Raw genomic sequence first — 20,390 nt, forward strand, 5'->3', positions numbered from 1 at the left:
CGAATCATTCGACTCACGGTTCCGCAAACAAAAAAACACGCCAGATCACATAGATTCACAGCCTCTGAGGTGCGAGCGCAGCGAGCCTCGAAGGATGGGCCACGGGCGCTTCTCATCCTTCGAGGCGCGCAAGGGCGCGCACCTCAGGATGACGCGATAGAGTGCGAGTGGGCCGCTTCAACCAAACTCATCACGCGCTACGCCGCCAACGCGGTGAGAGCCGCTTCCGACGCTTCATCCGCCGGCATGAACATTTCCACGCGCAGTTCCTGCAGCGTGACGTCCTGCGGTGTGCCGAGCGTGAGCACCGCGCCGATCAGGCCGATCGAGACATCGCCCTTGCGCAAGCGCACCTCGCATAGCGGACCCGGGGTTTCGTGCTCGTCGAACTGCGCGAGCGGCAGGTCGGGTAATTTCAACAATTCGCGCCAGGTCGATTGCAGCGCCAGATCGAGCGGTGCGGCCATCGCCTCGTGGCGGGCGCGGACCAGCAGTGCGGACGCGACCTTCGGCCAGTTTTCGACGTAGGGCCGCAACTCGTCGGGCGAGAGAAACATCCGCATGTGATTGAGCGGACGCGTCATGCGCTCCGGCCCGAGCAGCATCGTCATCAGCCGCGTCGCCGCGCCGTTGGCCTGCAGCACGTTCCAGCGCCGGTCGGTGACGATGGCGGGAAACGGTTCGTGCCGGCGCAGCAGCAGATCGATGGCGCGTTTGGCGTCGGCGACTTCGGGCGCTGCAAGATCGCGCTCGCCATATTGCCGCGCAAAGCCGCCGGACTCCAGCAGCGCATTGCGGTCGCGCAGCGACAGGCCAAGCGCGGATGCCAGTTGCAGCAGGATCTCGCGGCTCGCCACCGCCTTGCCGGTTTCGACGTAACTCAAATGCTTGATCGAGATGCCGGCCTCGAACGCCAGATCGGCCTGGCTCATGGCGCGACGAGTGCGCCAGCCGCGCAGGAGATCGCCGACGGGATTGGCAGGCAGCGGTGCATGCTGGCGAGAGTCCATGCGGCGATTATGCGAAGGACGGACGGCGCTGTAAATCGCAACTTTGTAGGATGGGTGGAGCGCAGCGATACCCATCGACTTTGGTAGCCTAGGCTGCACTTGCTGATGGGTATCGCTTCGCTCCACCCATCCTACGCTACGTCAAGCTCGCCGCGATCTCCCGCATCCGCTGCGTGGTCAGGTCGTCGGCGGGGAAAAACGTCTCCAGCGCCAGTTCGGAGAGCGTGACGTCGACCGGCGTTCCAAAGATCATCGTGGTCGAGATGAAACTCAGCACCTCGCCATTGAGCCGAAACTTGAAGGGAATCGCGACATTGTCCGGCGAGAGCGGGCCGGATCGCGCCGGCATCGGAAAGGCCTTCAGCTCCGCGTAGAGCTTTAGCAACTCGGGATCGGCGGTCGCCTCGCACTGGCGGTGCAGCCGTTCCAGCAGATGACTGCTCCATTCGGCGAGATTGACCGTGCGCGGCGCCAACCCTTCGGGATGGAAGGCCAGCCGCAGGATATTGAAAGGCTGGCCCAGCAGCCGCGCCGGAATGCCCTCGAGCAGCGGCGCCACCATGCGGTTTGCCGTCACCAGATTCCAGTGCCGGTCATAGGCCAGCGCCGGATTGGGTTCGTGCGCCTTCAGCACGAGGTCGATCGCGGCCCGCGCCGATTTCAGCGCGGGGTCGTCGAGCGAGCGCTGCGGAAAGGCGGGTGCAAAGCCGGCCGCCACCAGCAACACGTTGCGTTCGCGCAAGGGCACCTCCAGGCGTTCGGCCAGCTTGAGCACCATCTCGCGTGACGGCGCGGCGCGGCCGGTTTCGACGAAGCTCAAATGACGCGCCGAAATCTCGGCATCACCGGCGAGATCAAGCTGGCTGAGATGGCGGCGCTGCCGCCATTCTCGCAGGTGATCGCCGATATGGACGGGCTGGGGACGTTCGGCTCGCGCCGTGGAAGCATGTGCGTTCATGGTGGAAAACCTACCATGCGAATTTCTCAGCTTCCATTACCTCCCACGTAATCGAATTGGGTCGCGGACGGGGTCATCTTCAGGGCCACAGGAGATGACCCATGCTGATGCTTCCTCTGTTTCTGCCCATCGTTCGCGCCCTGCACAGACTGGCGATCTGGGCGCTGGCCCGTTCCCTCAACATGCCGGAACCCCTGGTGCACGACACCGGCGTTTTCGTCGTTGCGCAGGTGCAGACGATCGAGAACCGGATCGGCGAGGCGCTGTCCCCGATGCGGCGCTGGCGTCAGTTCCAGTCCTGGTTCCGCTAACCCCCAACCACCCCACCCCGTCAAACCAAAGGAGAGAACTATGATCAACCCGTCTTCATTCCTGAGCCGCGCTCTGCTTGCCGACGCCGTCTTCAGCGGCGTAGCGGCGGTGGCCCTTACGCTTGGCGCCGGCGTGCTCGCGCCGTTCCTCAATCTGCCGGAAGCCCTGCTGCGCGAGAGCGGACTGTTTCTGATCGCCTACACCGCGCTGGTCGGCTGGCTCGGCACGCGACAATCGGTGTTGAAGGCGCTGGTGCTGCTGGTGATCGTGGGCAACGCCGCGTGGACGCTGGGCAGTATCGCCTTGCTGTTCTCGGGCGCGGTCAGCCCGAACCTGCTCGGCATCCTCTTCGTCGTCGCGCAGGCGATTGCAACCGGCGTGTTTGCCGAGTTGCAATATATCGGACTGCGCAAGAGCGGCGGCGCGGTGACCGCCTGAGCTTGATGTGAATTGAAGGCGCGCCCGATGACAGGCTCTTGTCATCGGGCGCGAATTCGCGTGGGCCGCTGGCGCGCTCGCGCTGGATGCATAACCAGCGGGGTATGGTAATTCTGGGCCGACCCAAATCCTGTCCGAGGTACGCCAACCGCCTTCGGCGGCTCAGATTGGCCGCGGAACTTTGCTCCTGACGCAATCGTTCGGCCCCTCCCCATTCCCCGCTTGACTAACATATATCCCGATGGTTATACGTCTACCCATAGCCAACGGGTTATCGATACCAGATGCCAAACGTTCATGACGTACTGTTCAGAACCCTCGCCGATCCAACGCGGCGGGCGATCTTCGAGCGGCTGTGCCGCGACGGCGAGCAGACGGTCGGGGCCCTGACGGCGCGCGCCGGCGTCTCGCAGCCGGCGGTCTCAAAGCATCTCGGTGTCCTGAAGCAGGCCGGGCTGGTGCGCGACCGCCATGAAGGACGGCAGACGCACTATAGCGCGCAGCTCGGCGCGCTTTCGCCGCTGATCGACTGGACCAGCCAGATGGCCGGCTTCTGGCAGAACCGGTTCGACGACCTCGAAGATCTCCTCAAAAGGATGGACCAATGAACACTGCGACCGAAACACGCTCCGTCGTCGTCGAACGCGAAATCCCTCATCCGCCGGAAAAAATCTGGCGCGCGCTGACGCAACCGCATTTGATCGAGGAGTGGCTGATGAAGAACGACTTCAAGCCTGTTGTGGGTCACAACTTCAATCTGCGCGGCGAGTGGGGCGGCGTGCTGGACTGCGAGGTTCTCGCCGTCGAGCCGAATAAAAAGCTGACCTACACCTGGAATTTCAAGCACGAACAAGCGGCCTACAACCTGTCGAGCGTCGTCGCCTGGACGCTCACGCCGACACGCACCGGAACCCTGCTGCGCATGGAGCAGTCGGGCTTCCGGCCGGATCAGCCGCAGGCCTATGGCGGCGCCAAGGCGGGCTGGCAGGAGTTCTTCGCAAAGCTGGAGCAGATGCTGGAACGGGGCGAGTGAGCCCAGGCTAAGGCTTGCGTGAACATTCAGGCACATAACAAAGAGGAGATTCCATTGAACTGGAACATCTGGATTCGACAGGTCCACCGCTGGCTGTCCATTGCCTTCACGGTGACCGTCATCATCAACTTCATCGCCGTGGCAATGGGGACGCATGCCGACTGGATCGGCTTCCTGGCGCTGCCGCCGCTCTTCCTGCTGCTGTTCAGCGGTTTGTACTTGTTCACGCTGCCCTATGCCGCCAAGTGGCGTAGCGGTGACGCACCGGGATAAGGAGTATGCATGAAGGCGAGCAAGACGTCGCGGAAGCCGGCGAAGAAGGTCGCAAAGAAAACCGCCGCAAAAGGGAGCCCCGCGAAGCCGAAGCTGCTGTCGGGGGGCAATCCGCAGATCGCCAAGGCCTACGGCGACGCGCCGGTGCAAGCCTACATCGCGGCCATGCCGGGCTGGAAAAGCGATCTCGGGCGCCGCCTCGACGCGCTTATCACGCGCACCTTCCCCGGCGTGTACAAGGCCGTCAAATGGAACTCGCCGCTATACGGTATCGAGGGAGAAGGCTGGTTCCTCGGCATCCACGTCTTCACGAGATACGTCAAGGTGGCGTTCTTCCGCGGCACGTCGCTGCGCCCCGTGCCTCCCGGCGCATCCAGGCAGAAGGAAGTGCGTTATCTCGACATTCACGAGGACGACGAACTCGACGAAGCTCAGCTTACGGCCTGGGTGAAGCAGGCGAGCAAATTGCCCGGCGAACGAATGTGAGCGGGGGACAACCATGAGCGGACGCCAATTGAGCAGCCCGCGCGTGGTAACTAACGAAACGGAACGAGGGAAAATGACCGCGAAGAAAGCGACAGCGACCAGGAAGATCAGCAAGAGCGCATCGAAGGAAGGAAACGAAGGCGCGTCCCCTTCCCGGCTGATCGACATCAAGATCAAGGAATTGGGCGACTGGAGGGGCAAGACGCTCGCCGGTGTCCGCGCGCTGATCAAACAGGCCGTGCCTGATGTGGTCGAGGAGTTGAAGTGGCGCGGCGTTCCGGTCTGGTCGCACGACGGCATCATCTGCACCGGCGAGACCTACAAGAGCGCCGTCAAGCTGACGTTCGCCAAGGGCGCTTCGCTCAAGGACCCGTCAAAGCTGTTCAACTCCAGCCTCGAAGGCAACACCAGGCGCGCGATCGATATCCATGAGGGCGTCGAAATCAATGCGGATGCCTTCAAGACGCTGATCCGCGCCGCAGCGGCGCTGAACAGCTCGAAGAAAAAGGCCCGCTAGCCTGGTCCGGCTACACGCGTTCGCGGCTAACTCAACACCAGCGCCGCGAACATTCCGGCCAATGTCAGCACAAGCCCGATGACGAGCATCGGGACGAGGCTGCTGCCGGAATAGGGATCGGCCTGGTCCTTGGCAGGTATCGCACGCGTCTGGTTGGTCATTGAACCGCTCCTGTTTCTCTACGCCGAAATCTCTCGCCGGGTGCGAGCATGACGCCCTGCCCGCTGGCGATTCCAAGTTCGAGGCTTGCCGCGATCCGCCGCGCCCGTTCGACAAAATGGTCAGCGGCCACGGGTGGACAGAGTTCGCTGGCCGCGGCCTCGAACAGTTCGAGCCAGCGGTCGAAATGACCGGCGTCGACCGGCAGCGGCATATGCTTGACCATGGGCGTGCCGTGATAGCGGCCCGACATCAGCGCCACCGATGACCAGAACGCGCACATCTGCTGCAGATGCGGCTCCCAATCCGTGATGCGCGCCTCGAATACCGGCGCCAGCATCGGATCGCTGCGGACTTTTGCGTAGAAGCCGTGCACCAGCCGTTCGATCATGGCTTCGGTGATGCCGGTTCTTTCCATGATTTCGGCGGTGATCGCCTGACGCCGTTCTGCCCCTGTCATTCGCGGTTTTCCTTAAATAGGTATTTCAAATACCTATTTAGATTGCTATAGATGATCTGCCAAGTCACATTTTTGAGGGCCTCCCATGCGCCTGACATCGTTCACCGATTTTGCCCTGCGCGCCCTGATGCGGCTGGCGGGCGAGCCGGCGCGCTCGTTCGCCACCAGCGAGATCGCGGCCGAGTTCGGCATCTCGCGCAATCACCTCGCCAAGGTGGTGCGGGATCTCGCCGATGGCGGCTTCATTTCGACCCAACGCGGCGTCGGCGGCGGGTTCACCCTGGCGCGGCCGCCGCAATCGATTACGCTCGGCGAAGTCGTGCGCGCGCTGGAAGGCGAAGCCTTGGTCGAGTGTTTTCGCGAGGATGGCGGTTGTTGCTCCCTGCTGCCGCGCTGCCGCCTGAAGGGAAAGCTCGCCGCCGCGCGCGAAGCCTTCATGCGCGAACTCGACGGCACGACGCTGGCGGAATGCGCCTACCCCGCGCGATCCAAAGCGAGCCCGGCGCGAGGTGCCGCATGAAGCCGATCGAGTTTTCCGATGGCGCAGTGGAGATCGACGCGTCGATCGTCGCCGAAGGCCTCGGCATCGCGCTGCCGCGGCTCAAGGAAGGCATGCGCGCGGGCACCATCACCAGCGTTTCCGAGCGCGGCGTCGATGCGGATCAGGGCCGGCATCGGCTGACGTTTTTCTCCGAGCACCGGCGCTTTCGCGTCGTGGTCGATGCGTCAGGCGCGATCGTTCAGCGCTCGGCGGTGGATTTTGGAGATTCGTCGTTGCCGCAGTCGGCGCGGAAGCCGGGCGGATAATGTCATTCCGGGATGGTCCGAAGGACCAGACCCGGAATCTCGAGATTCCGGGTTCGCTTCGCGCCCCGGAATGACGGACAGGTTTACGCCGTCGCGCGGCTTTCCGCAGCCTGCTGCGGCTTTGCCAGAATGCCGGACTTTGCGGTCGGGGCCTTGCGGCCGTGTCCGTTCAGCGCCTTGCCGTTCAAGGACTTGCCGTTGAGCCTGGCGCCGTTCGTCTTGGCCCCATTCGCCTTGGTGCCGTTCTTGGCGACCAGCTTCAGCTTGTCTTTTTCCTTGGCCTTTGCTTTGGCCTTGCGCGCCCGGGCGGCTTTCGCCTTTTGCTTCTCGGCTTCCTTCAAGGCCTTCCGCTCCGCCTTGGCCTTGAGGCGAAGCTTCTCCGCCCTCGCCTCGGCGCGCTTCTTCTTGCGCTTCTTTTCGCACGCCGCGCATTTGCAGCCGATCGGCTTCAGATAGGCTTTGAAATAGTCGGTGCCGTAGTCGTAGTTGATCTCGTCGCCCGGCTCGATGTTCTTGATGGCGCGGATGATAACTTTGCGCTTGCGCGGCTTGACGTCGGATTCCGCGTTCGGCTTGCACGCATGGTTGATATAGCGGGCGACGTTGGCGCGCACCGAACCGTCGATGGTCCAGCGGTTGGTCAGCTCGAACAGATATTTGTTCTCGATCGCGTCGTCTTTTTTCTTCTTCGAATCCAGCAGCGGCCCAAAATAGCGGACGATCTTGGCGCCCTTCTTGATCGGTTTGGTGGCGAAGAGGCCAAGCCCGGTGCGGGAGCGGCCGACGCGATATGGTTTGTTCGCAGATACGGTAGCCATGACGATTGAATTACTGACACGCTGGTGAGTGAAAGGAACGGCGAAGCTGCCCTTCTAGGACGATTCCGCGCCGATGTCAGGTATTTCGGTTGGCTTCCTTGAACCTTCCCCAGATTGCGCACGTCACAATGTCATGGTTCCCCAAAGGCCCGGGCCCAGGGGACCTCAAGGGGACGTCAGGGGACGCCAAGCGATGAAACGCCTCCGCATTCTGCATTTGACGGCATTGGCCGGCGCAGCAGCCACCGTACTCGGCCAGTTTTCACCGGCATATGCCCAGACATTCAGCAGCCTCTATACGTCCACGGCGCCGAAGGATTGCCGCATGATCGGCAAGCCCAGCGAGCTTGACGGCAGCACGACGCGGGTCTGCCCCGGCACGGCGGGCCTGGTGGTGCTGATCAGCGAAGGCGACTTACGCGAAACCGTCTCGGTCGGCCGCAACCGGGCCGCGGCGGCCAAGGAGCCGGCCGCGCAAGGCTGGTTCGGCCCGTTCAACTCGACCACCAACACCGTCGAATGGCGGGCGGTGGACGGCAAGGCGTTCGCGATCATCCAGCGCTGGCACATCGCCGACAACAGCGATCCGGACAAGGAAGGCCGCCCCACCGCCAAGCCGATGCTGGCGGTGACCAGGCTGCCGCCCGGCGCCGTCTGCCACGTCGCCTATATCGACGCGCAGGCCAACCCAAATCCCAACGAACTCGCCCGCAAGGCCGCCGACGAGCTCGCGCGCAGTTTTACGTGCGGCAAGGACGAAGTGAAGGTGATCGGCGTGACCGGCCGCGCCGTCAGCATGGCGAAGCGCTAGCGGATGACGGCGCCCGGCGCCGTTCTGACACGCGACCCCACCGGCCTTCTCTCCATGCACGCGCCCGGGTTGCGGCGCCAAGTCGCGTGTGCCGGCGCTGTAAGACTACCGCAGGGCCTCAAAAGCCGTTATGGTTCCCGACCAAAAGGGGGACGTGGATTTGCGGAAACGGGCATCCAACCCGGCTTGCCCTCAAAAAACACCCCTTCAATCGATTACGACACAGTCTGATTAGATCGCGGTATGTGGTTTCCGATCATCGCCTGGATAGTGCTGTTCAGCGCTTGCGCGTTTTTTGCAGGCGCGACATTGGGACTCGATCCAGCCCAAATATCGGTTCAGCTATCGGCGTTGCCAGGTCCCCAGCGGTTCGCGCTCGGCGCCATCATGCTGACTACGCTAGCGCTGATCGGCTCATCCGTCTGGCAGGCTTACGTTCTGGCGCGCCAGAACAAGTTATTGCGGGACCGCCTCAGGGGCCTGCGACAAGGCGTTCTGGCCGCGCATGGCGCGCAAGCCGGATTCGACTCGTCGGTCCAGTCTCTCGCCAAGAGCGACCCCGAGGAAGCCATCGTATCGCTTCAGACGACGCTCGCGGACACTGAAAAGCGGGTAGCCGAACAGCAGAGCCGGTACGATTCCGTCGATCTCCATGAGCGGCTTGAAGAGATCCGGCGCCGCCAGCAGGCCCTTCGCGAGACGGTCGGCGTCGTGTCGGAGAAGCGGCGCGTTGCCGAGCCGGTATTCAGCGAATTGAAGGACCGGCTGCGTCAGCTCGACCGGTGGCTCACCGAGCTCGAGACCGACGACAACAAGAAAAATCTCGGCGATCGCGTGGGCGAACTGGACCAAAGCGTATCCGCGATTCACAACCGTCATGGCGTGCTGCAGCAGTCGCTGGCAACGCTCAACCGCTTCAAGGAAGAGCTGGCCAAGACCCACGCAGAGCTTGTACCTGTCCGCACGCCGGAAACCGGGATCAACGCCCTCATCACCGAGCTGCGCTCTTCCGGCGACCAGTTGACCAGGATGCTGGATGAACTCGAATCCAGCGGGCATGAAAAGCTCAGTCTGCGGGTCGAGAGCCTCTCGAAGAACAAAGTCGAGATCGAGCAGCGGGTCGCGCACATTGATGATTGCTTCCATATTCTGGACGCTATTCGCCTGGACCTGGAAGAGCTCAGGGAACGTCGGACGCATCTGGAGCGCTCACTTGCGGCGATCGAGACGGATTCCAGCGGCGCCAGCCTGCTCGACCGCCAGAACGCGCTGAACGAATTCATCGTCGATTGCCGATTGCGCCTCAGGAACTTGCAGGATTTTTCGGCGACGCTGGGCCAGTTCAAGGAGGAACTGGCGACGTCGCAGGCCGGACTGGCACCGTTGCAAGGCCCGGTCTACGGCATCGAGGCATTGATCGCCGAAGTGAATATCGGTCACGCGATACTGAGCAAGACGCTCAGCGAGATCGAGCTGAAGGGTGATGAAGGACTTGCCTCGCGCGTGGAGGCGATCGCCACCAACAAGACCGAGCTCGACGCGAGAATTTCCAGGATTTTTGAAGATTTTCAGAAGCTCGATTCAATGCGCAAGAACATCGGCGAGATGTTCACGAGCATCAGAGGCACCCTCAACCGAATAGGTTGAGCGCCTTCCGCGCCCCGGAGGGCGCGGCTTCCAGCACATCCAATCGCCGCTTGCTAAAACGCCTTTGCGGCGTCCGGCCGGTGCTTGTTCTTCGGCACGAAGCCCGAGCGTGTGGCCTCGCGCTGCTCGCGCACCCAGACCTCGCGGTTGGGGTGCAGGCCGCCGCCACGGGTGGCCGGCACGGCAGAGAGCCGCGCGCGGTGCAACAGGCGGGTGTCCGCGACGCCGCAGTTCGGGTGCAGGCCGCCATTGGCCGCCACCACCTTGTCCCAGGCCGCCTTGCGCGCCTTCAGGACCGCAGGATCCGCCAGCGCCGTGCAGTTGAGTTCGTTCTTGTTGAGATCCGCGATGATCTCGTCGCCGTCCTCGACGAAGGCGATGGGCCCGCCGAGGCCGGCTTCCGGGCCGACATGGCCGATGACGAGGCCGACCGATCCGCCGGAGAACCGCGCATCGGTCATCAGCGCGACCACGATGCCGCGCTCGCGGCACAGCGTGGTGATGCGCGAGGTGGGATCGAGCATTTCCGGCATGCCGGGCGCGCCGCTCGGACCCTCGTAGCGCACGATGATCATGTCGTTGTTCTGGAAAAGGTCGGGCGTCTTGTCGAGCGCCTCGAGCAGTCCCCGCTCGCCTTCGAACACGCGCGCTCTGCCGCGGAACAGGTTGTTTTCCAGCCCACCTTCGACGCCCGCCAGTTTCAGAATGGCGGAAAATTCCGGCGACAGATTGCCGCCGAGAACGCGCAGGCCCCCGGTCGGCTTGTAGGGTTTTGCCACGGTGTAGATGACAGTGCCGTCGGCGGGTTTGGTTTCGAGGCGCTTGACCTGTTCGGCCAGCGTTTCGCCGGTGCAGGTCATCACGTCGCCGTTGAGCAGTCCGGCTTCCAGGAGCTCGCGGACGATCACCTGCACGCCGCCGACGGCGTCGATATCGACCATCGAATATTTGCCGTACGGCCGGGCATCGGTGAGGACAGGCACGACGTATTGCGACAGATGATTGAACTCGGCCGGCGTCATGACTTCTTTCCAGAAGTCGGCAAAGCCTGCGGCCCGCGCGATCTCCGGCGCATGCAGCGTGACGTTGGTCGAGCCGCCGATCGCCATCGCGACGATGACGGCGTTGCGGATCGAGTCGCGCACCACGATGTCGCGCGGCTTGAGCCCCTTCGCGATCATCTGCGCGAGGTAGCCGACCAGCTGGTCCGGAAACTCCTTGAGGCGGCGGGGATCGTCGGACGGCGGCGCCACCATGTGCAGCGGCTGCATCCCGACGACGCCGATGAAGGTCTGCATGGTGTTGTAGGTGAACATGCCGCCGCAGCTGCCGTAGCCGGGACAGGCATGGCAGGCAATGTGGTGGCGGTATTCCGCATCGGGGTTGCCGGCGACCTGGTAGGCGCTGACGATGTCGAGCTTCTCGCCGGTGTTCGGATCGGTGCCGGGATGGATCGCTCCATCAGACATGATGATCGCGGGCTGATTGTGCTCGAGCAGCGCGGCCAGCGTGCCGACCGGCGGCTTGTCGCAGGCGACCACGGCGATGGTGCCGAGCAGCCCGGTGGCCTCCAGATGTTCGCAGAGCGCATCGTGCGTCACTTCGCGCCCGATCAGCGAGTAGCGCATTTCGCGCGTGCCGTTGCGGATGCCGTCCGAGGTGGCGATGGTGTATTCCGGCTGGACCAAACGCAGCTTCATCTGGCCAGCACCCTTGCCGACGTGGCTCTTGAGGCTGGCGTGGATCGCATCGACCTTCGCCATCACCCCCATGTAGCACTGGCTGTCGCCCTTGGTGCCGACCACGCCGACCGAGGGCTCGTGGATCAGGTCCTGATCGGCCCCGAGTACGCGCGCGATCCCGATGGTCTGGGCCGTGCGGCCGGGATGGCGGTCGATGAGGACGGCTTTGGAGTCTGTCACGGCTAGTTCCTTCCCGGCAGGGGTCGTTTGGTCGATATTAGAAACGCTTTAAGGCGCACCTTATAGAGCGCCGACCTGCGGGAAGTCACGCGGAAGTCACATGCCCGATAGCTGGTATGCTGCCACCTAGGCCCCCGGCGGGCGGGGCACGGACCCGCGCAGCATCGCGTCCAGCAGCTTGTCGGCCGACGTGCCCTCGGGCAACCGCTCCAGAATGCCGGTGAGCCGGCCGTCGAGCAGCAGCGTGGTAAAACCGTGCACCAGCGACCAGGCGCGCGCGATGGCGGCGGCCTGATCCAGCGACAACCCATCCTCTGGAATCTGCTCGTGCCGGCTGGCGCCGACACCGCGGGTCAGCCCTGCGAACGCGGCATCGGAAGCCTCATGCAGCGAGGGACGCGAATAATCCAGCCGTGCGCTGCGGAACATCACGCCGTACATGCCGGGATGCGCCTGGGCATAGGCGACGTAGGCTTTGGCGCTTGCCAGCCCCTTCATGATCGGCAGCGTTTCGCTGTTGCCGGCGGCGACCATGGCCTCGTTGAACATCCGAAAGCCGATTGCCGCGAGTTCGCTGACGAGGCCGGTGAGATCGCCGAAATGATGGGTCGGTGCGGCATGTGACACGCCGGCCTCGCGCGCCACCGCGCGCAGCGTCAGCCCCGCCAGCCCGTCGCGCTCCAGCACCCGCTCGGCGGCCTGCAGCAGGGCCTCGCGCAGGTCGCCATGATGATAGGGGGTATCGCCTGACGATTTGCGCCGCCGCTCGGCGGGCCGTTCGGCAGCCGCCCTTGCCGGCTTGCGCGTCCGCGCGACGGTGCGAACGACTTTGTTTTCTCTTGATGTTTTCGCCATTTGAACCCCTCGCGAATCCTTATAGCCGCAATTTTTACACTGTAAAGATTTTGCTTGACGATGGCTGGCATGCCCTGTAGTCCTATCTTTACGTTGTAAAGATAAAATCGGGAGGAAGCGACGATGCTCGATCAAGTGGCGACCAACGCGGCGCGGACCAATCTGGCGCCGATTCCGATGGAATGCGACGCACCGTTCCTGAAGGTGACCGGCGAATTGCCGCGCGAGCTCAACGGCACGCTCTATCGCAACGGCCCCAACCCGCAATTCGATGCTCCCGGCGCGCACTGGTTCGTCGGCGACGGCATGCTCCACGCCTTCCATCTCGAGAACGGCCGCGCCAGCTATCGCAACCGCTGGGTCCGTACCCCGAAATGGCAGGCCGAGCATGACGCCGGCCGCGCGTTGTTCGGCGGCTTCGGCCGCAAGCTGCCGGGCTCACCCGCCGATGTCACCAACGACGGCGGCGTCGCCAACACCAACATCATCTTTCACGGCGGCCGCCTGCTCGCGCTGGAAGAAGGCCATATGCCGACCGAGATCGAACCGGGTACCCTGGAGCGTCTGGGCTATTGCGACTACAAGGGCGCGATCGCAGGCCCCTTTACAGCGCATCCCAAAGTCGATCCGGTCACCGGCGAAATGGTCTTCTTCGGCTACAACGCCGCGGGCCCGCTGACCCCTGCCCTCTCGTTCGGATCGGTCAACGCGTCAGGCGTGGTGACGCGGTTCGATCGTTTTGAGTCGCCCTACGCCAGCATGGTGCACGACTTCATCGTCACCGAAAATCACATGCTGTTTCCGATCCTGCCCATCACCGGCAGCATGGAGCGGGCGATGCGCGGCAAGCCGCCTTACGCCTGGGAGCCGGAGAAAGGCGCCTATGTCGGCGTCATGAAGCGCACTGGTTCGGCGAAAGACATCGTCTGGTTCCGCGCCGAGAGCTGCTACGTGTTCCACGTCATGAACGCGTGGGAAGAAGGCGGCCGCATCATCGCCGACGTGATGCAGTTCGAGGAAGCGCCGCTGTTCACCCACCCCGACGGCTCGCCGACGGACCCCGAAAAATCGCGCGCACGCTATTGCCGCTGGACCTTCGACCTCTCGGGGAATACCGACCGCTTCACGCAAGAGTATCTCGACGATTTGACCGGCGAATTCCCGCGCATCGACGATCGCCGCGCGGGCCTTGCCAGCAACCACGGCTGGTACGCCTGCGCCAATCCCGATCTGCCGATGTTCGGCGCGCTGTCCGGCATCGTGCATGTCGACGGCAAGGGCAAGCGGCTCGGCAAGTATCACCTGCCTGCCGGCGACACCATTTCTGAAGCCGTGTTCGTCGAGCGCGGCGAAGACGCCGCCGAGGGCGATGGCTGGCTGCTCGCCGCCGTCTGGCGCGCGCGGGAAAACCGCAGCGACCTGGCGGTATTCAACGCCAGGGATGTCGAAGCCGGACCGGTGGCGCTGGTGCATCTCGGGCATCGCGTGCCCGATGGTTTCCATGGCAATTGGGTGAGCGCGGAATAGACTGCTTTAGGTTACTACCTCGTCATTCCGGGATGCGCCCTCTTGGGCGCAGGCCCGGAATCCATAACCACCATCGTGAGTATGGATTCCGGGCTCTCGCTTCGCGAGCCCCGGAATGACGGCTTGGCATTTGAAGCTGGGACCCACACATGCACATACCCACGATCACCGGCTTCTATCTCGCCCTTCTCGCGCTACTGTATCTGGTGCTCGGCCTGCAGGTCTCGCGCCTGCGGCGGGGTCATCGCGTCGTGTTCGGCGACGGTGACAACATCAAGCTGCGCAGCGCCATTCGCGCGCACGGCAACTTTGCCGAATATGTCCCAGTTATCGTGCTGCTGGTCGCGATACTGGAAATGTCCGGCATGCCGACCGCGCGGGTGCACCTGCTGATGGGAATGCTGCTGGTGGCGCGGCTGCTGCACCCGCTCGGCATGTATGTCGGGCCACGCACCATGCAGTTTCAGATCTGCCGGGTCGGCGGCATTCTGCTTACCCTGCTGGTGCTGCTTGCAGCCGCGCTTCTTGCGCTGGCGCGCTTCTGGCCGTTCTAGCCCATTCATTCAACGCCACATAACCCATTGCACCACTTGATTATTTCTATCAACTTGCGTTATTTTGACACTGTAAAGATTTTTCTTGACGACTCCTGCCCTTGCCCCTAGGGTATCTTTACGATGTAAAGATAAAGCCTGAGAGGCTGCCATGACGATCCTCCTGATCCTCGCCCCCTACGGCGCCTTCGCCCTGCTGATGCTGGTGACTTCGGCCGCGGTCAGCCTGTTTGCCGGCGCCGCGATCTGTCTCGCGGTGATCGCCTACGACATGCTGCGCGGCCGTTCGCTGAAGATCCTCGGCGCGGGCTCCGTGGTGGTGTTCGCCGCGGTCGGCAGCTACGTCACCCTGATCGATCCACAGTTGAGCGTCTCCGGCGTCAAGTTGGCCGTCGATGCCGGAATGTTCCTCGTCACGCTTGGCTCGATCGTGGCCGGCAAACCCTTCACGCTGCAATATGCGCTTGAGGTGGTCGATGCCGAAACCACGAAGCTGTCGGGCTTCATCAAGGCAAACTACATCATCACCTGGGCGTGGACCGGCGCGATGCTGTTGATGATGGCAGGCAATGCCGCGCTGATCTATGTGCCGGGCCTGCCGCTGTGGTCGGGATTGCTGGTCGCATTTGCCGCACGCAACAGCGCGGCCTTTTTCACCAAATGGTACCCGGAATACCGCAAGGCGAAGTATGGCACCCCGCCCGCCAACGCCTTGCCCGGCACGCACTAAGATATCGATCTCACCGAGCCACCGCATTCAACAGAAAGCAGCGCGATGAAAGACGTATTCGCAAGATTAGGCGCCGACTTTTTCTCCACCATCGTGTTCATCGCGATCTATCTCGCGACCGACAACGTGTTGCTGGCGACCGGGGTTGCGATCGCAGGCGCCATCGGCCAGGTGATCTACTCCCGCATCAAGGGCAAGGAGCTCGGCTACATGACTTGGGCCAGCCTCGGGCTCGTGATCGTGCTCGGCGGCGCTACGCTGCTGACGCACGATCCCCGCTTCGTGCTGGCGAAACCCGCGATCGGGCATTTTGCGATCGGCCTCATCATGCTCAAGCGCGGCTGGATGCTGCGCTATATGCCGCCGATCGTGACCCAGACCATTCCGGAATATGTCACTGCCGCAGGCTACGTCTGGGCCGGGCTGTGCTTCCTGCTCGCCGCCGGCACCATCGGCGTCGCCATGACCGGCGACATGAAGCTGTGGACGTTCTATGTGACCGTCGTGCTGATCGGTGCCAAGATTGCTCTGTTCGCCGTGCAATATGTCGCGTTCCGCGTCCTGGTCGGCAGCCGCATCCGCGCGGCCGCCCGCGCGTAACCCGTAGACAAAGCGTTTTCAAGCGAAGTGGGTACCGGTTCGCGTCAAGAAAACGCGTCAAAAAAAGGCTACAGGGTTGGGCTTGCGCGGCAAGATGGGTTATACCGCCGCCGGGAGAACTCAGAACCATTCCGGTTGCTGGGAAATGTATTGGGGAGACCAAGATGGCCGTTGACGGAAACTGGGATATCGTCATGACCACGCCGATGGGCGAGCGCAAGGCGACGCTGACGTTGTTGGCCTCTGGCGGTACGCTGACCGGCACGCAGGGCGCCGATGGGAATTCCGCCGAAATCTTCGACGGCACCATCAGCGGCGACGCCGTCAACTGGAAGGTCTCGATCACCAACCCGATGCCGTTGACCCTCGAGTTTATTGGAAAGGTGTCCGGCGACAGCATGTCCGGCGAAATGGGCATCGGCCCGATGGGCAGCTTCCCGTTCACGGGCACTCGGGCCTGATCGCGAAATGAGGGAGTGCGTTGGCTCCCTCACCATTCGATCCATGCAAAAGACTGCACTGCTTTCAATCGCCGTCGTCGCCTTCCTGGTGACGGCGGCGATCGCACAATCCGAGCCCGAGCCGGCATGGCGCGCCAGCGCGCTGGCGCTGGTGCCGGCCGGCTATGTCGCGGGCGAAGCCTACCGCACCACAGAGATGACCGGATATCTCGCGGTCTATCCAGCAGGCGCGAACGACCCCAAATCCCCTGCCAGCGTGTTCGCAGCCCGCCAGGTGCTCGTCGTCAAGCTCGACAAGGATGGCCGCGCATTGTCGGCGGAATTGAAGCCGCGCAGCGACGCCACGCGCGGCAACCGCGACACCACGATGACCGATCCTGACGGTCAGGAAAGCGAGTTCGCAAAATCGCACGCCGAACTCGCGGCCAAGCGCGCGACGCTGCCTGACGGTACCGAGCCCTGCAGTCTCGGCGCATGGTCGGAGGATCGCGATCCAAAAGGCCTCAACGTCCGCGCCGAACCTTCGGTGAAATCGCGCGTGCTCGGCACGCTGCCGCCGCCCTATCGCCTGAAGATGGGTGGTAGTGAGAACACACCCGAAGACGGTTGGCTGACCGAATTCCGCATCATCGGCTTCAAGGACGGCTGGTTCCTGATCGAGGGCGCGACGCCGCCCGGCAAGGAATATGAGGACGAGAAGAAATATCCGCGCAACGCGCCAAAGCCCTATGCCGGCCGCGGCTGGGTCGCCGCAAGCAAGGTTGGCGCGAATTACGCCAATGGCGGCACGCGCATGGGCGGGCTGTTTCAGGCCCCATTCGCCGATGCAAAGTGGACACAAGCCCAGCGCAAGCTTGGCGGCACGCTCGACACCGACGGCGGCCCGAAGCGGCTCCTCGCCTGCAGCGGCTATTGGGGCCTCGTCGAAAGCCAGGACGGCGTGCGCGGCTGGTGGCGCAGCCTGTGCTCCAGCCAAGTCACGAATTGCAGTTGAAGGGGTGCGAGCGAACTAACCGCGATGGATGCAACACCCACCGCTGTCGTCCCGGCCTTGAGCCGGGACCCATAACCCCGGTCGGCTGTTGTTGAAAGAAAGTCGTCGACCATCGAGCAAAACAACGACTGCCGCGGCGTATGGGTCCCGGCCTTCGCCGGGACGACAAGTGAGACGCCAGCGCCGCTAGAACCAGATTTGCATCGGCAGGCCGTGGGCGTCCGGTGACGGCGATCCGACGCTGCCTGCGGGTTCGCGCGCGGCAATCGCCACGGCGCAGGCGTCCAGCACATCGTCACGCTTCGCGCCGGTGCCGATCCGCGCCTTGCCCAGCCATTGCTCGATATCGCCAAGCCCGCTCCGCTTGAGCAACATCCGACGAAGCGAATCTCCTTCCTCGGATTTCTTCGACGGCAAGGGTCTGTTTGCGTTCAAGCGGAGAAACACCAGTTCGGGATGGACCTCGCGGACATCAAGCGCGCGATGCGCACGCCGGAACGCATCTACCTCCATGATCTTCGGTCCGAGATGCCAGAGCTGGCGCGATATTCGCTTCTGGCCGCGCCGCAGGCATTCCCTGTTCGCTTCGTCGGGATTGTTGAAGTCTTGCCAAATCCAGCGCCGCGCGCCCGTGAAAACACGTGAGGTGTGCGGACGCAATTTGTCGCGGGCGAGCAGATCACAGGCGCGCTCGCCGTCATCGACCATGCCGATGGGGATATCGATCCCTGCCCGGTCGAACGGGCGCGACAACGCTTCCGAGACGTCGCGATGGAAGGAAACTTCGTGTGTGCCGCCTTCAAGACGCACTGCGACCCAGCCGTTGCTGAATCCATCGAGGCCGACAGCTCGGCAGCTCCCGCCCCCGCTCACTTCGGCCGGCTTGGCACGATCGCAATCGGATTGAATGCGTAGACCGCCTCGCCGCGTTGATTATAGGCCGTCCATTTGATGCGAGCGACGCCATGCGGCTTCGAGCGTGAAGGCACCAGTTCGACCAATTCCCCTTCAAGATGAATGGTGTCGCCGGGCCGCACCGGCTTCAGCCAGCGCAGATCGTCGACGCCAGCGCCAAACAGCGGATGCGGTCCGAATGGACGACAACTCGAGGCGAGCCGCATCGCAATGGCCGCCGTGTGCCACCCGGAAGCGGCGAGGCCGCCAAGTATGGTATTCTTCGCCGCCTCCTCGTCGAGGTGAAATGGCTGCGGGTCATACTCGGTCGCGAAGCGAATGATGTCGTCCTTCGACACCGTCACTCCGTCGCTCTTGAAGCGCATCCCGAGCTTCAGGTCCTCGAACCATTCGACCATCGCACCCTCGCTCACAATCCGGACGCCGCCTCACCCCAGATTCAGTTCCTTGAAGAAGTCATTGCCCTTGTCGTCGATGATGATGAAGGCCGGGAAATCCACCACCTCGATGCGCCAGATCGCTTCCATGCCGAGTTCGGGATATTCCACCACCTCGACCTTCTTGATGCAGTGCTCGGCGAGGTTTGCCGCGGCGCCGCCGATCGAGCCGAGATAGAAGCCGCCGTGCTTCTTGCAGGCCTCACGCACCGCGACCGCGCGGTTGCCCTTGGCGACCATCACCATCGATCCACCCGCCGCCTGGAACTGATCGACAAACGAATCCATGCGTCCCGCGGTGGTCGGGCCGAACGCGCCGGAGGCGTAGCCGTCCGGCGTCTTGGCGGGGCCGGCGTAATAGACCGGATGGTTCTTGAAATAATCCGGCAGCGGCTCGCCCTTCTCCAGCCGCTCGCGCAATTTGGCGTGGGCGGAATCGCGCGCGACGATCATGGTGCCGGTCATCGACACCCGCGTCTTGATCGGGTGCTTTGAAAGCGTCGCCAGAATATCCTTCATCGGCCGGTTGAGATCGATTTTTACCACCTCGCCGCCGAGCGCCTGCTCGACCGCCGGCAAATACTGCGCGGGGTTGTGCTCAAGCTCCTCGAGATAGACGCCGTCTTTCGTGATCTTGCCGAGCACTTGCCGGTCGGCCGAACAGGACACGCCGAGACCGATGGGCAGCGACGCGCCGTGGCGCGGCATCCGGATCACGCGCACGTCGTGGCAGAAGTATTTGCCGCCGAACTGCGCGCCGACGCCGAGCGACTGCGTCATCTTCAGGATCTCCTGCTCCATCTCCAGGTCGCGGAAGGCGTTGCCGTCGGCCGAACCGTGCGTGGGCAGCGCATCGAGATATCGCGCGGACGCCAGCTTCACCGTCTTCATGCAAAGCTCGGCCGAGGTGCCGCCGATCACGATCGCGAGGTGATAGGGCGGGCACGCCGCGGTGCCCAGCGTCAGCACCTTCTCCTTCAGGAACGCCAGCAGGCGGTCCTTGGTCAGCACCGACGGCGTCGCCTGGAACAGGAAACTCTTGTTGGCGGAACCGCCGCCCTTGGCCATGAACATGAACTTGTAGGCGTCATCGCCCTCGGCGTAGATCTCGCACTGCGCCGGCATGTTGTTGGCGGTGTTCTTTTCCTCATACATCGAGATCGGCGCCACCTGCGAGTAGCGCAGGTTACGGCGCAAATAGGCGTCGCGCGCGCCTTCCGAGAGCGCGGCCTCGTCGTCGCCGTCGGTGATCACGCGGGCGCCCTTCTTGCCCATGATGATCGCGGTGCCGGTGTCCTGGCACATCGGCAGCACGCCGCCGGCGGCGATGTTGGCGTTCTTGAGGAAATCGAACGCCACGAACTTGTCGTTGTCGCTGGCTTCCTTGTCCTCGAGGATGCTCGCCAGCTGCTTCAGATGGCCGGGCCGCAGATAGTGATTGATGTCACCGAAGGCGGCCTCGGACAGCGCCCGCAGCGCCTCGCGCGACACCACCAGCATGTCCTTACCGAGCACCTTCTCGACCCGCACGCCGTCCGCCGTGATCTTCTTGTAGGGCGTGGTGTCCGCGCCCAGCGGAAACAGCGGCGTGTGCTTGTAGGGCGGAACGGGCTTCTGGTCGGGAAAGGCGGTCGGGGCGTTCATGGGCTGGGCTCGCAGGGTTTTG

General features: G+C 63.4%; 29 protein-coding genes. 17 read left to right on the plus strand and 12 right to left on the minus strand.

The genetic code is table 11. From position 1 onward, the window contains the following. Positions 1 to 197 precede the first annotated feature (197 nt). Both JQ641_RS17100 and JQ641_RS17105 read right to left on the minus strand, forming a co-directional pair. Positions 198 to 1,010 (minus strand): helix-turn-helix domain-containing protein, encoded by an 813-nt coding sequence (locus JQ641_RS17100; RefSeq protein ID WP_211997167.1) that lies wholly within the window; start codon positions 1,008 to 1,010, stop codon positions 198 to 200. 136 nt (positions 1,011 to 1,146) lie between these two features. After that, positions 1,147 to 1,968 carry a helix-turn-helix domain-containing protein gene (locus JQ641_RS17105; protein WP_211997168.1) on the minus strand — a complete coding sequence of 274 codons (822 nt, stop codon included), beginning with the start codon at positions 1,966 to 1,968 and terminating at the stop codon, positions 1,147 to 1,149. A gap of 101 nt (positions 1,969 to 2,069) precedes the next feature. Here JQ641_RS17105 and JQ641_RS17110 point away from each other — a divergent pair, with 101 nt between their 5' ends. From JQ641_RS17110 to JQ641_RS17140, 7 genes are all read left to right on the plus strand, one after another. Further along, positions 2,070 to 2,279, plus strand: a complete 210-nt coding sequence (locus tag JQ641_RS17110) for a hypothetical protein (RefSeq protein ID WP_249150512.1) — start codon at positions 2,070 to 2,072, stop codon at positions 2,277 to 2,279. Between the two features lie 40 nt (positions 2,280 to 2,319). Next, positions 2,320 to 2,718, plus strand: coding sequence for a hypothetical protein (locus tag JQ641_RS17115; RefSeq protein WP_211997169.1), 399 nt, complete (start codon positions 2,320 to 2,322; stop codon positions 2,716 to 2,718). 284 nt (positions 2,719 to 3,002) lie between these two features. Next, entirely contained in the window at positions 3,003 to 3,326 is a 324-nt protein-coding gene (locus JQ641_RS17120) for an ArsR/SmtB family transcription factor (RefSeq protein WP_192740300.1), read from the plus strand. Then, positions 3,323 to 3,751, plus strand: a complete 429-nt coding sequence (locus JQ641_RS17125) for an SRPBCC family protein (protein ID WP_211997170.1) — start codon at positions 3,323 to 3,325, stop codon at positions 3,749 to 3,751. Before JQ641_RS17120 ends, JQ641_RS17125 begins: the two co-directional genes overlap by 4 nt. 54 nt (positions 3,752 to 3,805) lie before the next feature. Further along, on the plus strand, positions 3,806 to 4,024 hold the full coding sequence (locus tag JQ641_RS17130; protein WP_211997171.1) for a hypothetical protein: 219 nt from the start codon (positions 3,806 to 3,808) through the stop codon (positions 4,022 to 4,024). Positions 4,025 to 4,033: 9 nt separating this feature from the next. Then, entirely contained in the window at positions 4,034 to 4,510 is a 477-nt protein-coding gene (locus tag JQ641_RS17135; protein WP_211997172.1) for a DUF1801 domain-containing protein, read from the plus strand. Positions 4,511 to 4,583: 73 nt separating this feature from the next. Next, positions 4,584 to 5,027, plus strand: a complete 444-nt coding sequence (locus JQ641_RS17140; RefSeq protein ID WP_211997173.1) for a DUF1801 domain-containing protein — start codon at positions 4,584 to 4,586, stop codon at positions 5,025 to 5,027. A 26-nt stretch (positions 5,028 to 5,053) separates the two neighbouring features. Here JQ641_RS17140 and JQ641_RS38485 read toward each other — a convergent pair whose 3' ends face one another. After that, positions 5,054 to 5,188: a hypothetical protein gene (locus JQ641_RS38485; protein ID WP_283815204.1), complete on the minus strand. Its 135-nt coding sequence runs from the start codon at positions 5,186 to 5,188 to the stop codon at positions 5,054 to 5,056. Next, on the minus strand, positions 5,185 to 5,646 hold the full coding sequence (locus JQ641_RS17145) for a group III truncated hemoglobin (RefSeq protein ID WP_211997174.1): 462 nt from the start codon (positions 5,644 to 5,646) through the stop codon (positions 5,185 to 5,187). Before JQ641_RS17145 ends, JQ641_RS38485 begins: the two co-directional genes overlap by 4 nt. 85 nt (positions 5,647 to 5,731) lie before the next feature. Here JQ641_RS17145 and JQ641_RS17150 point away from each other — a divergent pair, with 85 nt between their 5' ends. After that, positions 5,732 to 6,166, plus strand: coding sequence for an RrF2 family transcriptional regulator (locus JQ641_RS17150; RefSeq protein WP_211997175.1), 435 nt, complete (start codon positions 5,732 to 5,734; stop codon positions 6,164 to 6,166). Further along, a complete protein-coding gene (locus JQ641_RS17155) occupies positions 6,163 to 6,453 on the plus strand; it encodes a DUF6522 family protein (protein WP_211997176.1) in 291 nt (96 codons plus the stop codon). The genes JQ641_RS17150 and JQ641_RS17155 overlap by 4 nt, the downstream gene beginning before the upstream one ends. Before the next feature lie 83 nt (positions 6,454 to 6,536). On the opposite strand, the gene JQ641_RS17160 is transcribed toward JQ641_RS17155, so the two are convergent. Continuing rightward, positions 6,537 to 7,271: an SET domain-containing protein gene (locus JQ641_RS17160; protein ID WP_211997177.1), complete on the minus strand. Its 735-nt coding sequence runs from the start codon at positions 7,269 to 7,271 to the stop codon at positions 6,537 to 6,539. A 193-nt stretch (positions 7,272 to 7,464) separates the two neighbouring features. Here JQ641_RS17160 and JQ641_RS17165 point away from each other — a divergent pair, with 193 nt between their 5' ends. Next, the gene (locus JQ641_RS17165; protein WP_249150513.1) at positions 7,465 to 8,082 is read left to right on the plus strand and encodes a hypothetical protein; all 618 of its coding nucleotides are present in this window, start codon (positions 7,465 to 7,467) and stop codon (positions 8,080 to 8,082) included. 456 nt (positions 8,083 to 8,538) lie between these two features. On the opposite strand, the gene JQ641_RS37980 is transcribed toward JQ641_RS17165, so the two are convergent. Then, on the minus strand, positions 8,539 to 8,934 hold the full coding sequence (locus tag JQ641_RS37980; protein ID WP_249150514.1) for a hypothetical protein: 396 nt from the start codon (positions 8,932 to 8,934) through the stop codon (positions 8,539 to 8,541). Between JQ641_RS37980 and JQ641_RS37985 the strand changes: the two genes are divergently transcribed. After that, positions 8,917 to 9,729 (plus strand): hypothetical protein, encoded by an 813-nt coding sequence (locus tag JQ641_RS37985; protein ID WP_249150515.1) that lies wholly within the window; start codon positions 8,917 to 8,919, stop codon positions 9,727 to 9,729. The genes JQ641_RS37980 and JQ641_RS37985 overlap by 18 nt on opposite strands. Positions 9,730 to 9,782: 53 nt before the next feature. Here JQ641_RS37985 and JQ641_RS17175 read toward each other — a convergent pair whose 3' ends face one another. Together JQ641_RS17175 and JQ641_RS17180 are read right to left on the minus strand one after the other, a co-directional pair. Next, positions 9,783 to 11,651, minus strand: coding sequence for a dihydroxy-acid dehydratase domain-containing protein (locus JQ641_RS17175; protein ID WP_211997179.1), 1,869 nt, complete (start codon positions 11,649 to 11,651; stop codon positions 9,783 to 9,785). 126 nt (positions 11,652 to 11,777) lie between these two features. Next, complete coding sequence (locus JQ641_RS17180) at positions 11,778 to 12,506, minus strand: TetR/AcrR family transcriptional regulator (RefSeq protein ID WP_211997180.1); 729 nt, start codon at positions 12,504 to 12,506, stop codon at positions 11,778 to 11,780. A 123-nt stretch (positions 12,507 to 12,629) separates the two neighbouring features. Between JQ641_RS17180 and JQ641_RS17185 the strand changes: the two genes are divergently transcribed. Both JQ641_RS17185 and JQ641_RS17190 read left to right on the plus strand, forming a co-directional pair. After that, positions 12,630 to 14,033 (plus strand): carotenoid oxygenase family protein, encoded by a 1,404-nt coding sequence (locus tag JQ641_RS17185; protein ID WP_211997181.1) that lies wholly within the window; start codon positions 12,630 to 12,632, stop codon positions 14,031 to 14,033. A gap of 149 nt (positions 14,034 to 14,182) precedes the next feature. After that, positions 14,183 to 14,587 carry an MAPEG family protein gene (locus JQ641_RS17190; protein ID WP_211997182.1) on the plus strand — a complete coding sequence of 135 codons (405 nt, stop codon included), beginning with the start codon at positions 14,183 to 14,185 and terminating at the stop codon, positions 14,585 to 14,587. Between the two features lie 9 nt (positions 14,588 to 14,596). Here JQ641_RS17190 and JQ641_RS17195 read toward each other — a convergent pair whose 3' ends face one another. Further along, complete coding sequence (locus JQ641_RS17195) at positions 14,597 to 14,740, minus strand: hypothetical protein (RefSeq protein ID WP_211997183.1); 144 nt, start codon at positions 14,738 to 14,740, stop codon at positions 14,597 to 14,599. On the opposite strand from JQ641_RS17195, the gene JQ641_RS17200 reads away from it, so the two are divergent. From JQ641_RS17200 to JQ641_RS17215, 4 genes are all read left to right on the plus strand, one after another. Further along, the gene (locus JQ641_RS17200; protein ID WP_211997184.1) at positions 14,739 to 15,317 is read left to right on the plus strand and encodes a hypothetical protein; all 579 of its coding nucleotides are present in this window, start codon (positions 14,739 to 14,741) and stop codon (positions 15,315 to 15,317) included. The genes JQ641_RS17195 and JQ641_RS17200 overlap by 2 nt on opposite strands. A 45-nt stretch (positions 15,318 to 15,362) precedes the next feature. Then, positions 15,363 to 15,917: an inner membrane-spanning protein YciB gene (locus tag JQ641_RS17205; RefSeq protein ID WP_211997185.1), complete on the plus strand. Its 555-nt coding sequence runs from the start codon at positions 15,363 to 15,365 to the stop codon at positions 15,915 to 15,917. Between the two features lie 164 nt (positions 15,918 to 16,081). Beyond that, positions 16,082 to 16,378, plus strand: coding sequence for a hypothetical protein (locus JQ641_RS17210; RefSeq protein WP_192740285.1), 297 nt, complete (start codon positions 16,082 to 16,084; stop codon positions 16,376 to 16,378). A gap of 43 nt (positions 16,379 to 16,421) precedes the next feature. Next, a complete protein-coding gene (locus JQ641_RS17215) occupies positions 16,422 to 17,372 on the plus strand; it encodes an SH3 domain-containing protein (RefSeq protein ID WP_211997186.1) in 951 nt (316 codons plus the stop codon). A 186-nt stretch (positions 17,373 to 17,558) separates the two neighbouring features. Here the strand turns inward: JQ641_RS17215 and JQ641_RS17220 are convergent, their stop codons facing one another. Genes JQ641_RS17220 through JQ641_RS17230 form a run of 3 tightly spaced genes read right to left on the minus strand, consistent with a single transcriptional unit; the run spans position 17,559 to position 20,368 of the window. After that, entirely contained in the window at positions 17,559 to 18,245 is a 687-nt protein-coding gene (locus JQ641_RS17220; RefSeq protein WP_211997187.1) for a DUF429 domain-containing protein, read from the minus strand. Beyond that, positions 18,242 to 18,685: a MaoC family dehydratase gene (locus JQ641_RS17225; RefSeq protein WP_211997188.1), complete on the minus strand. Its 444-nt coding sequence runs from the start codon at positions 18,683 to 18,685 to the stop codon at positions 18,242 to 18,244. The genes JQ641_RS17220 and JQ641_RS17225 overlap by 4 nt, the downstream gene beginning before the upstream one ends. A gap of 30 nt (positions 18,686 to 18,715) precedes the next feature. Continuing rightward, positions 18,716 to 20,368, minus strand: a complete 1,653-nt coding sequence (locus tag JQ641_RS17230; RefSeq protein WP_211997189.1) for a fumarate hydratase — start codon at positions 20,366 to 20,368, stop codon at positions 18,716 to 18,718. Positions 20,369 to 20,390: the final 22 nt, after the last annotated feature.

Source organism: Bradyrhizobium sp. JYMT SZCCT0180 (genome assembly GCF_018130165.1).
Classification (GTDB): domain Bacteria; phylum Pseudomonadota; class Alphaproteobacteria; order Rhizobiales; family Xanthobacteraceae; genus Bradyrhizobium.

What these genes read in the sequence shown, in the direction of transcription:
- JQ641_RS17135 (WP_211997172.1), top strand. Translation starts at nt 4,034, where the DNA reads ATGAAGGCGAGCAAGACGTCGCGGAAGCCGGCGAAGAAGGTCGCAAAG.
- JQ641_RS17165 (WP_249150513.1), top strand. Translation starts at nt 7,465, where the DNA reads ATGAAACGCCTCCGCATTCTGCATTTGACGGCATTGGCCGGCGCAGCA.
- JQ641_RS17140 (WP_211997173.1), top strand. Translation starts at nt 4,584, where the DNA reads ATGACCGCGAAGAAAGCGACAGCGACCAGGAAGATCAGCAAGAGCGCA.
- JQ641_RS17180 (WP_211997180.1), bottom strand. Translation starts at nt 12,506, where the DNA reads ATGGCGAAAACATCAAGAGAAAACAAAGTCGTTCGCACCGTCGCGCGG.
- JQ641_RS17195 (WP_211997183.1), bottom strand. Translation starts at nt 14,740, where the DNA reads ATGGCAGCCTCTCAGGCTTTATCTTTACATCGTAAAGATACCCTAGGG.
- JQ641_RS38485 (WP_283815204.1), bottom strand. Translation starts at nt 5,188, where the DNA reads ATGACCAACCAGACGCGTGCGATACCTGCCAAGGACCAGGCCGATCCC.
- JQ641_RS17120 (WP_192740300.1), top strand. Translation starts at nt 3,003, where the DNA reads ATGCCAAACGTTCATGACGTACTGTTCAGAACCCTCGCCGATCCAACG.
- JQ641_RS17150 (WP_211997175.1), top strand. Translation starts at nt 5,732, where the DNA reads ATGCGCCTGACATCGTTCACCGATTTTGCCCTGCGCGCCCTGATGCGG.
- JQ641_RS17105 (WP_211997168.1), bottom strand. Translation starts at nt 1,968, where the DNA reads ATGAACGCACATGCTTCCACGGCGCGAGCCGAACGTCCCCAGCCCGTC.
- JQ641_RS17115 (WP_211997169.1), top strand. Translation starts at nt 2,320, where the DNA reads ATGATCAACCCGTCTTCATTCCTGAGCCGCGCTCTGCTTGCCGACGCC.
- JQ641_RS17230 (WP_211997189.1), bottom strand. Translation starts at nt 20,368, where the DNA reads ATGAACGCCCCGACCGCCTTTCCCGACCAGAAGCCCGTTCCGCCCTAC.
- JQ641_RS17100 (WP_211997167.1), bottom strand. Translation starts at nt 1,010, where the DNA reads ATGGACTCTCGCCAGCATGCACCGCTGCCTGCCAATCCCGTCGGCGAT.
- JQ641_RS17210 (WP_192740285.1), top strand. Translation starts at nt 16,082, where the DNA reads ATGGCCGTTGACGGAAACTGGGATATCGTCATGACCACGCCGATGGGC.
- JQ641_RS17190 (WP_211997182.1), top strand. Translation starts at nt 14,183, where the DNA reads ATGCACATACCCACGATCACCGGCTTCTATCTCGCCCTTCTCGCGCTA.
- JQ641_RS17205 (WP_211997185.1), top strand. Translation starts at nt 15,363, where the DNA reads ATGAAAGACGTATTCGCAAGATTAGGCGCCGACTTTTTCTCCACCATC.
- JQ641_RS17160 (WP_211997177.1), bottom strand. Translation starts at nt 7,271, where the DNA reads ATGGCTACCGTATCTGCGAACAAACCATATCGCGTCGGCCGCTCCCGC.
- JQ641_RS17225 (WP_211997188.1), bottom strand. Translation starts at nt 18,685, where the DNA reads ATGGTCGAATGGTTCGAGGACCTGAAGCTCGGGATGCGCTTCAAGAGC.
- JQ641_RS17185 (WP_211997181.1), top strand. Translation starts at nt 12,630, where the DNA reads ATGCTCGATCAAGTGGCGACCAACGCGGCGCGGACCAATCTGGCGCCG.
- JQ641_RS17155 (WP_211997176.1), top strand. Translation starts at nt 6,163, where the DNA reads ATGAAGCCGATCGAGTTTTCCGATGGCGCAGTGGAGATCGACGCGTCG.
- JQ641_RS17110 (WP_249150512.1), top strand. Translation starts at nt 2,070, where the DNA reads ATGCTGATGCTTCCTCTGTTTCTGCCCATCGTTCGCGCCCTGCACAGA.
- JQ641_RS17125 (WP_211997170.1), top strand. Translation starts at nt 3,323, where the DNA reads ATGAACACTGCGACCGAAACACGCTCCGTCGTCGTCGAACGCGAAATC.
- JQ641_RS17145 (WP_211997174.1), bottom strand. Translation starts at nt 5,646, where the DNA reads ATGACAGGGGCAGAACGGCGTCAGGCGATCACCGCCGAAATCATGGAA.
- JQ641_RS17200 (WP_211997184.1), top strand. Translation starts at nt 14,739, where the DNA reads ATGACGATCCTCCTGATCCTCGCCCCCTACGGCGCCTTCGCCCTGCTG.
- JQ641_RS17215 (WP_211997186.1), top strand. Translation starts at nt 16,422, where the DNA reads ATGCAAAAGACTGCACTGCTTTCAATCGCCGTCGTCGCCTTCCTGGTG.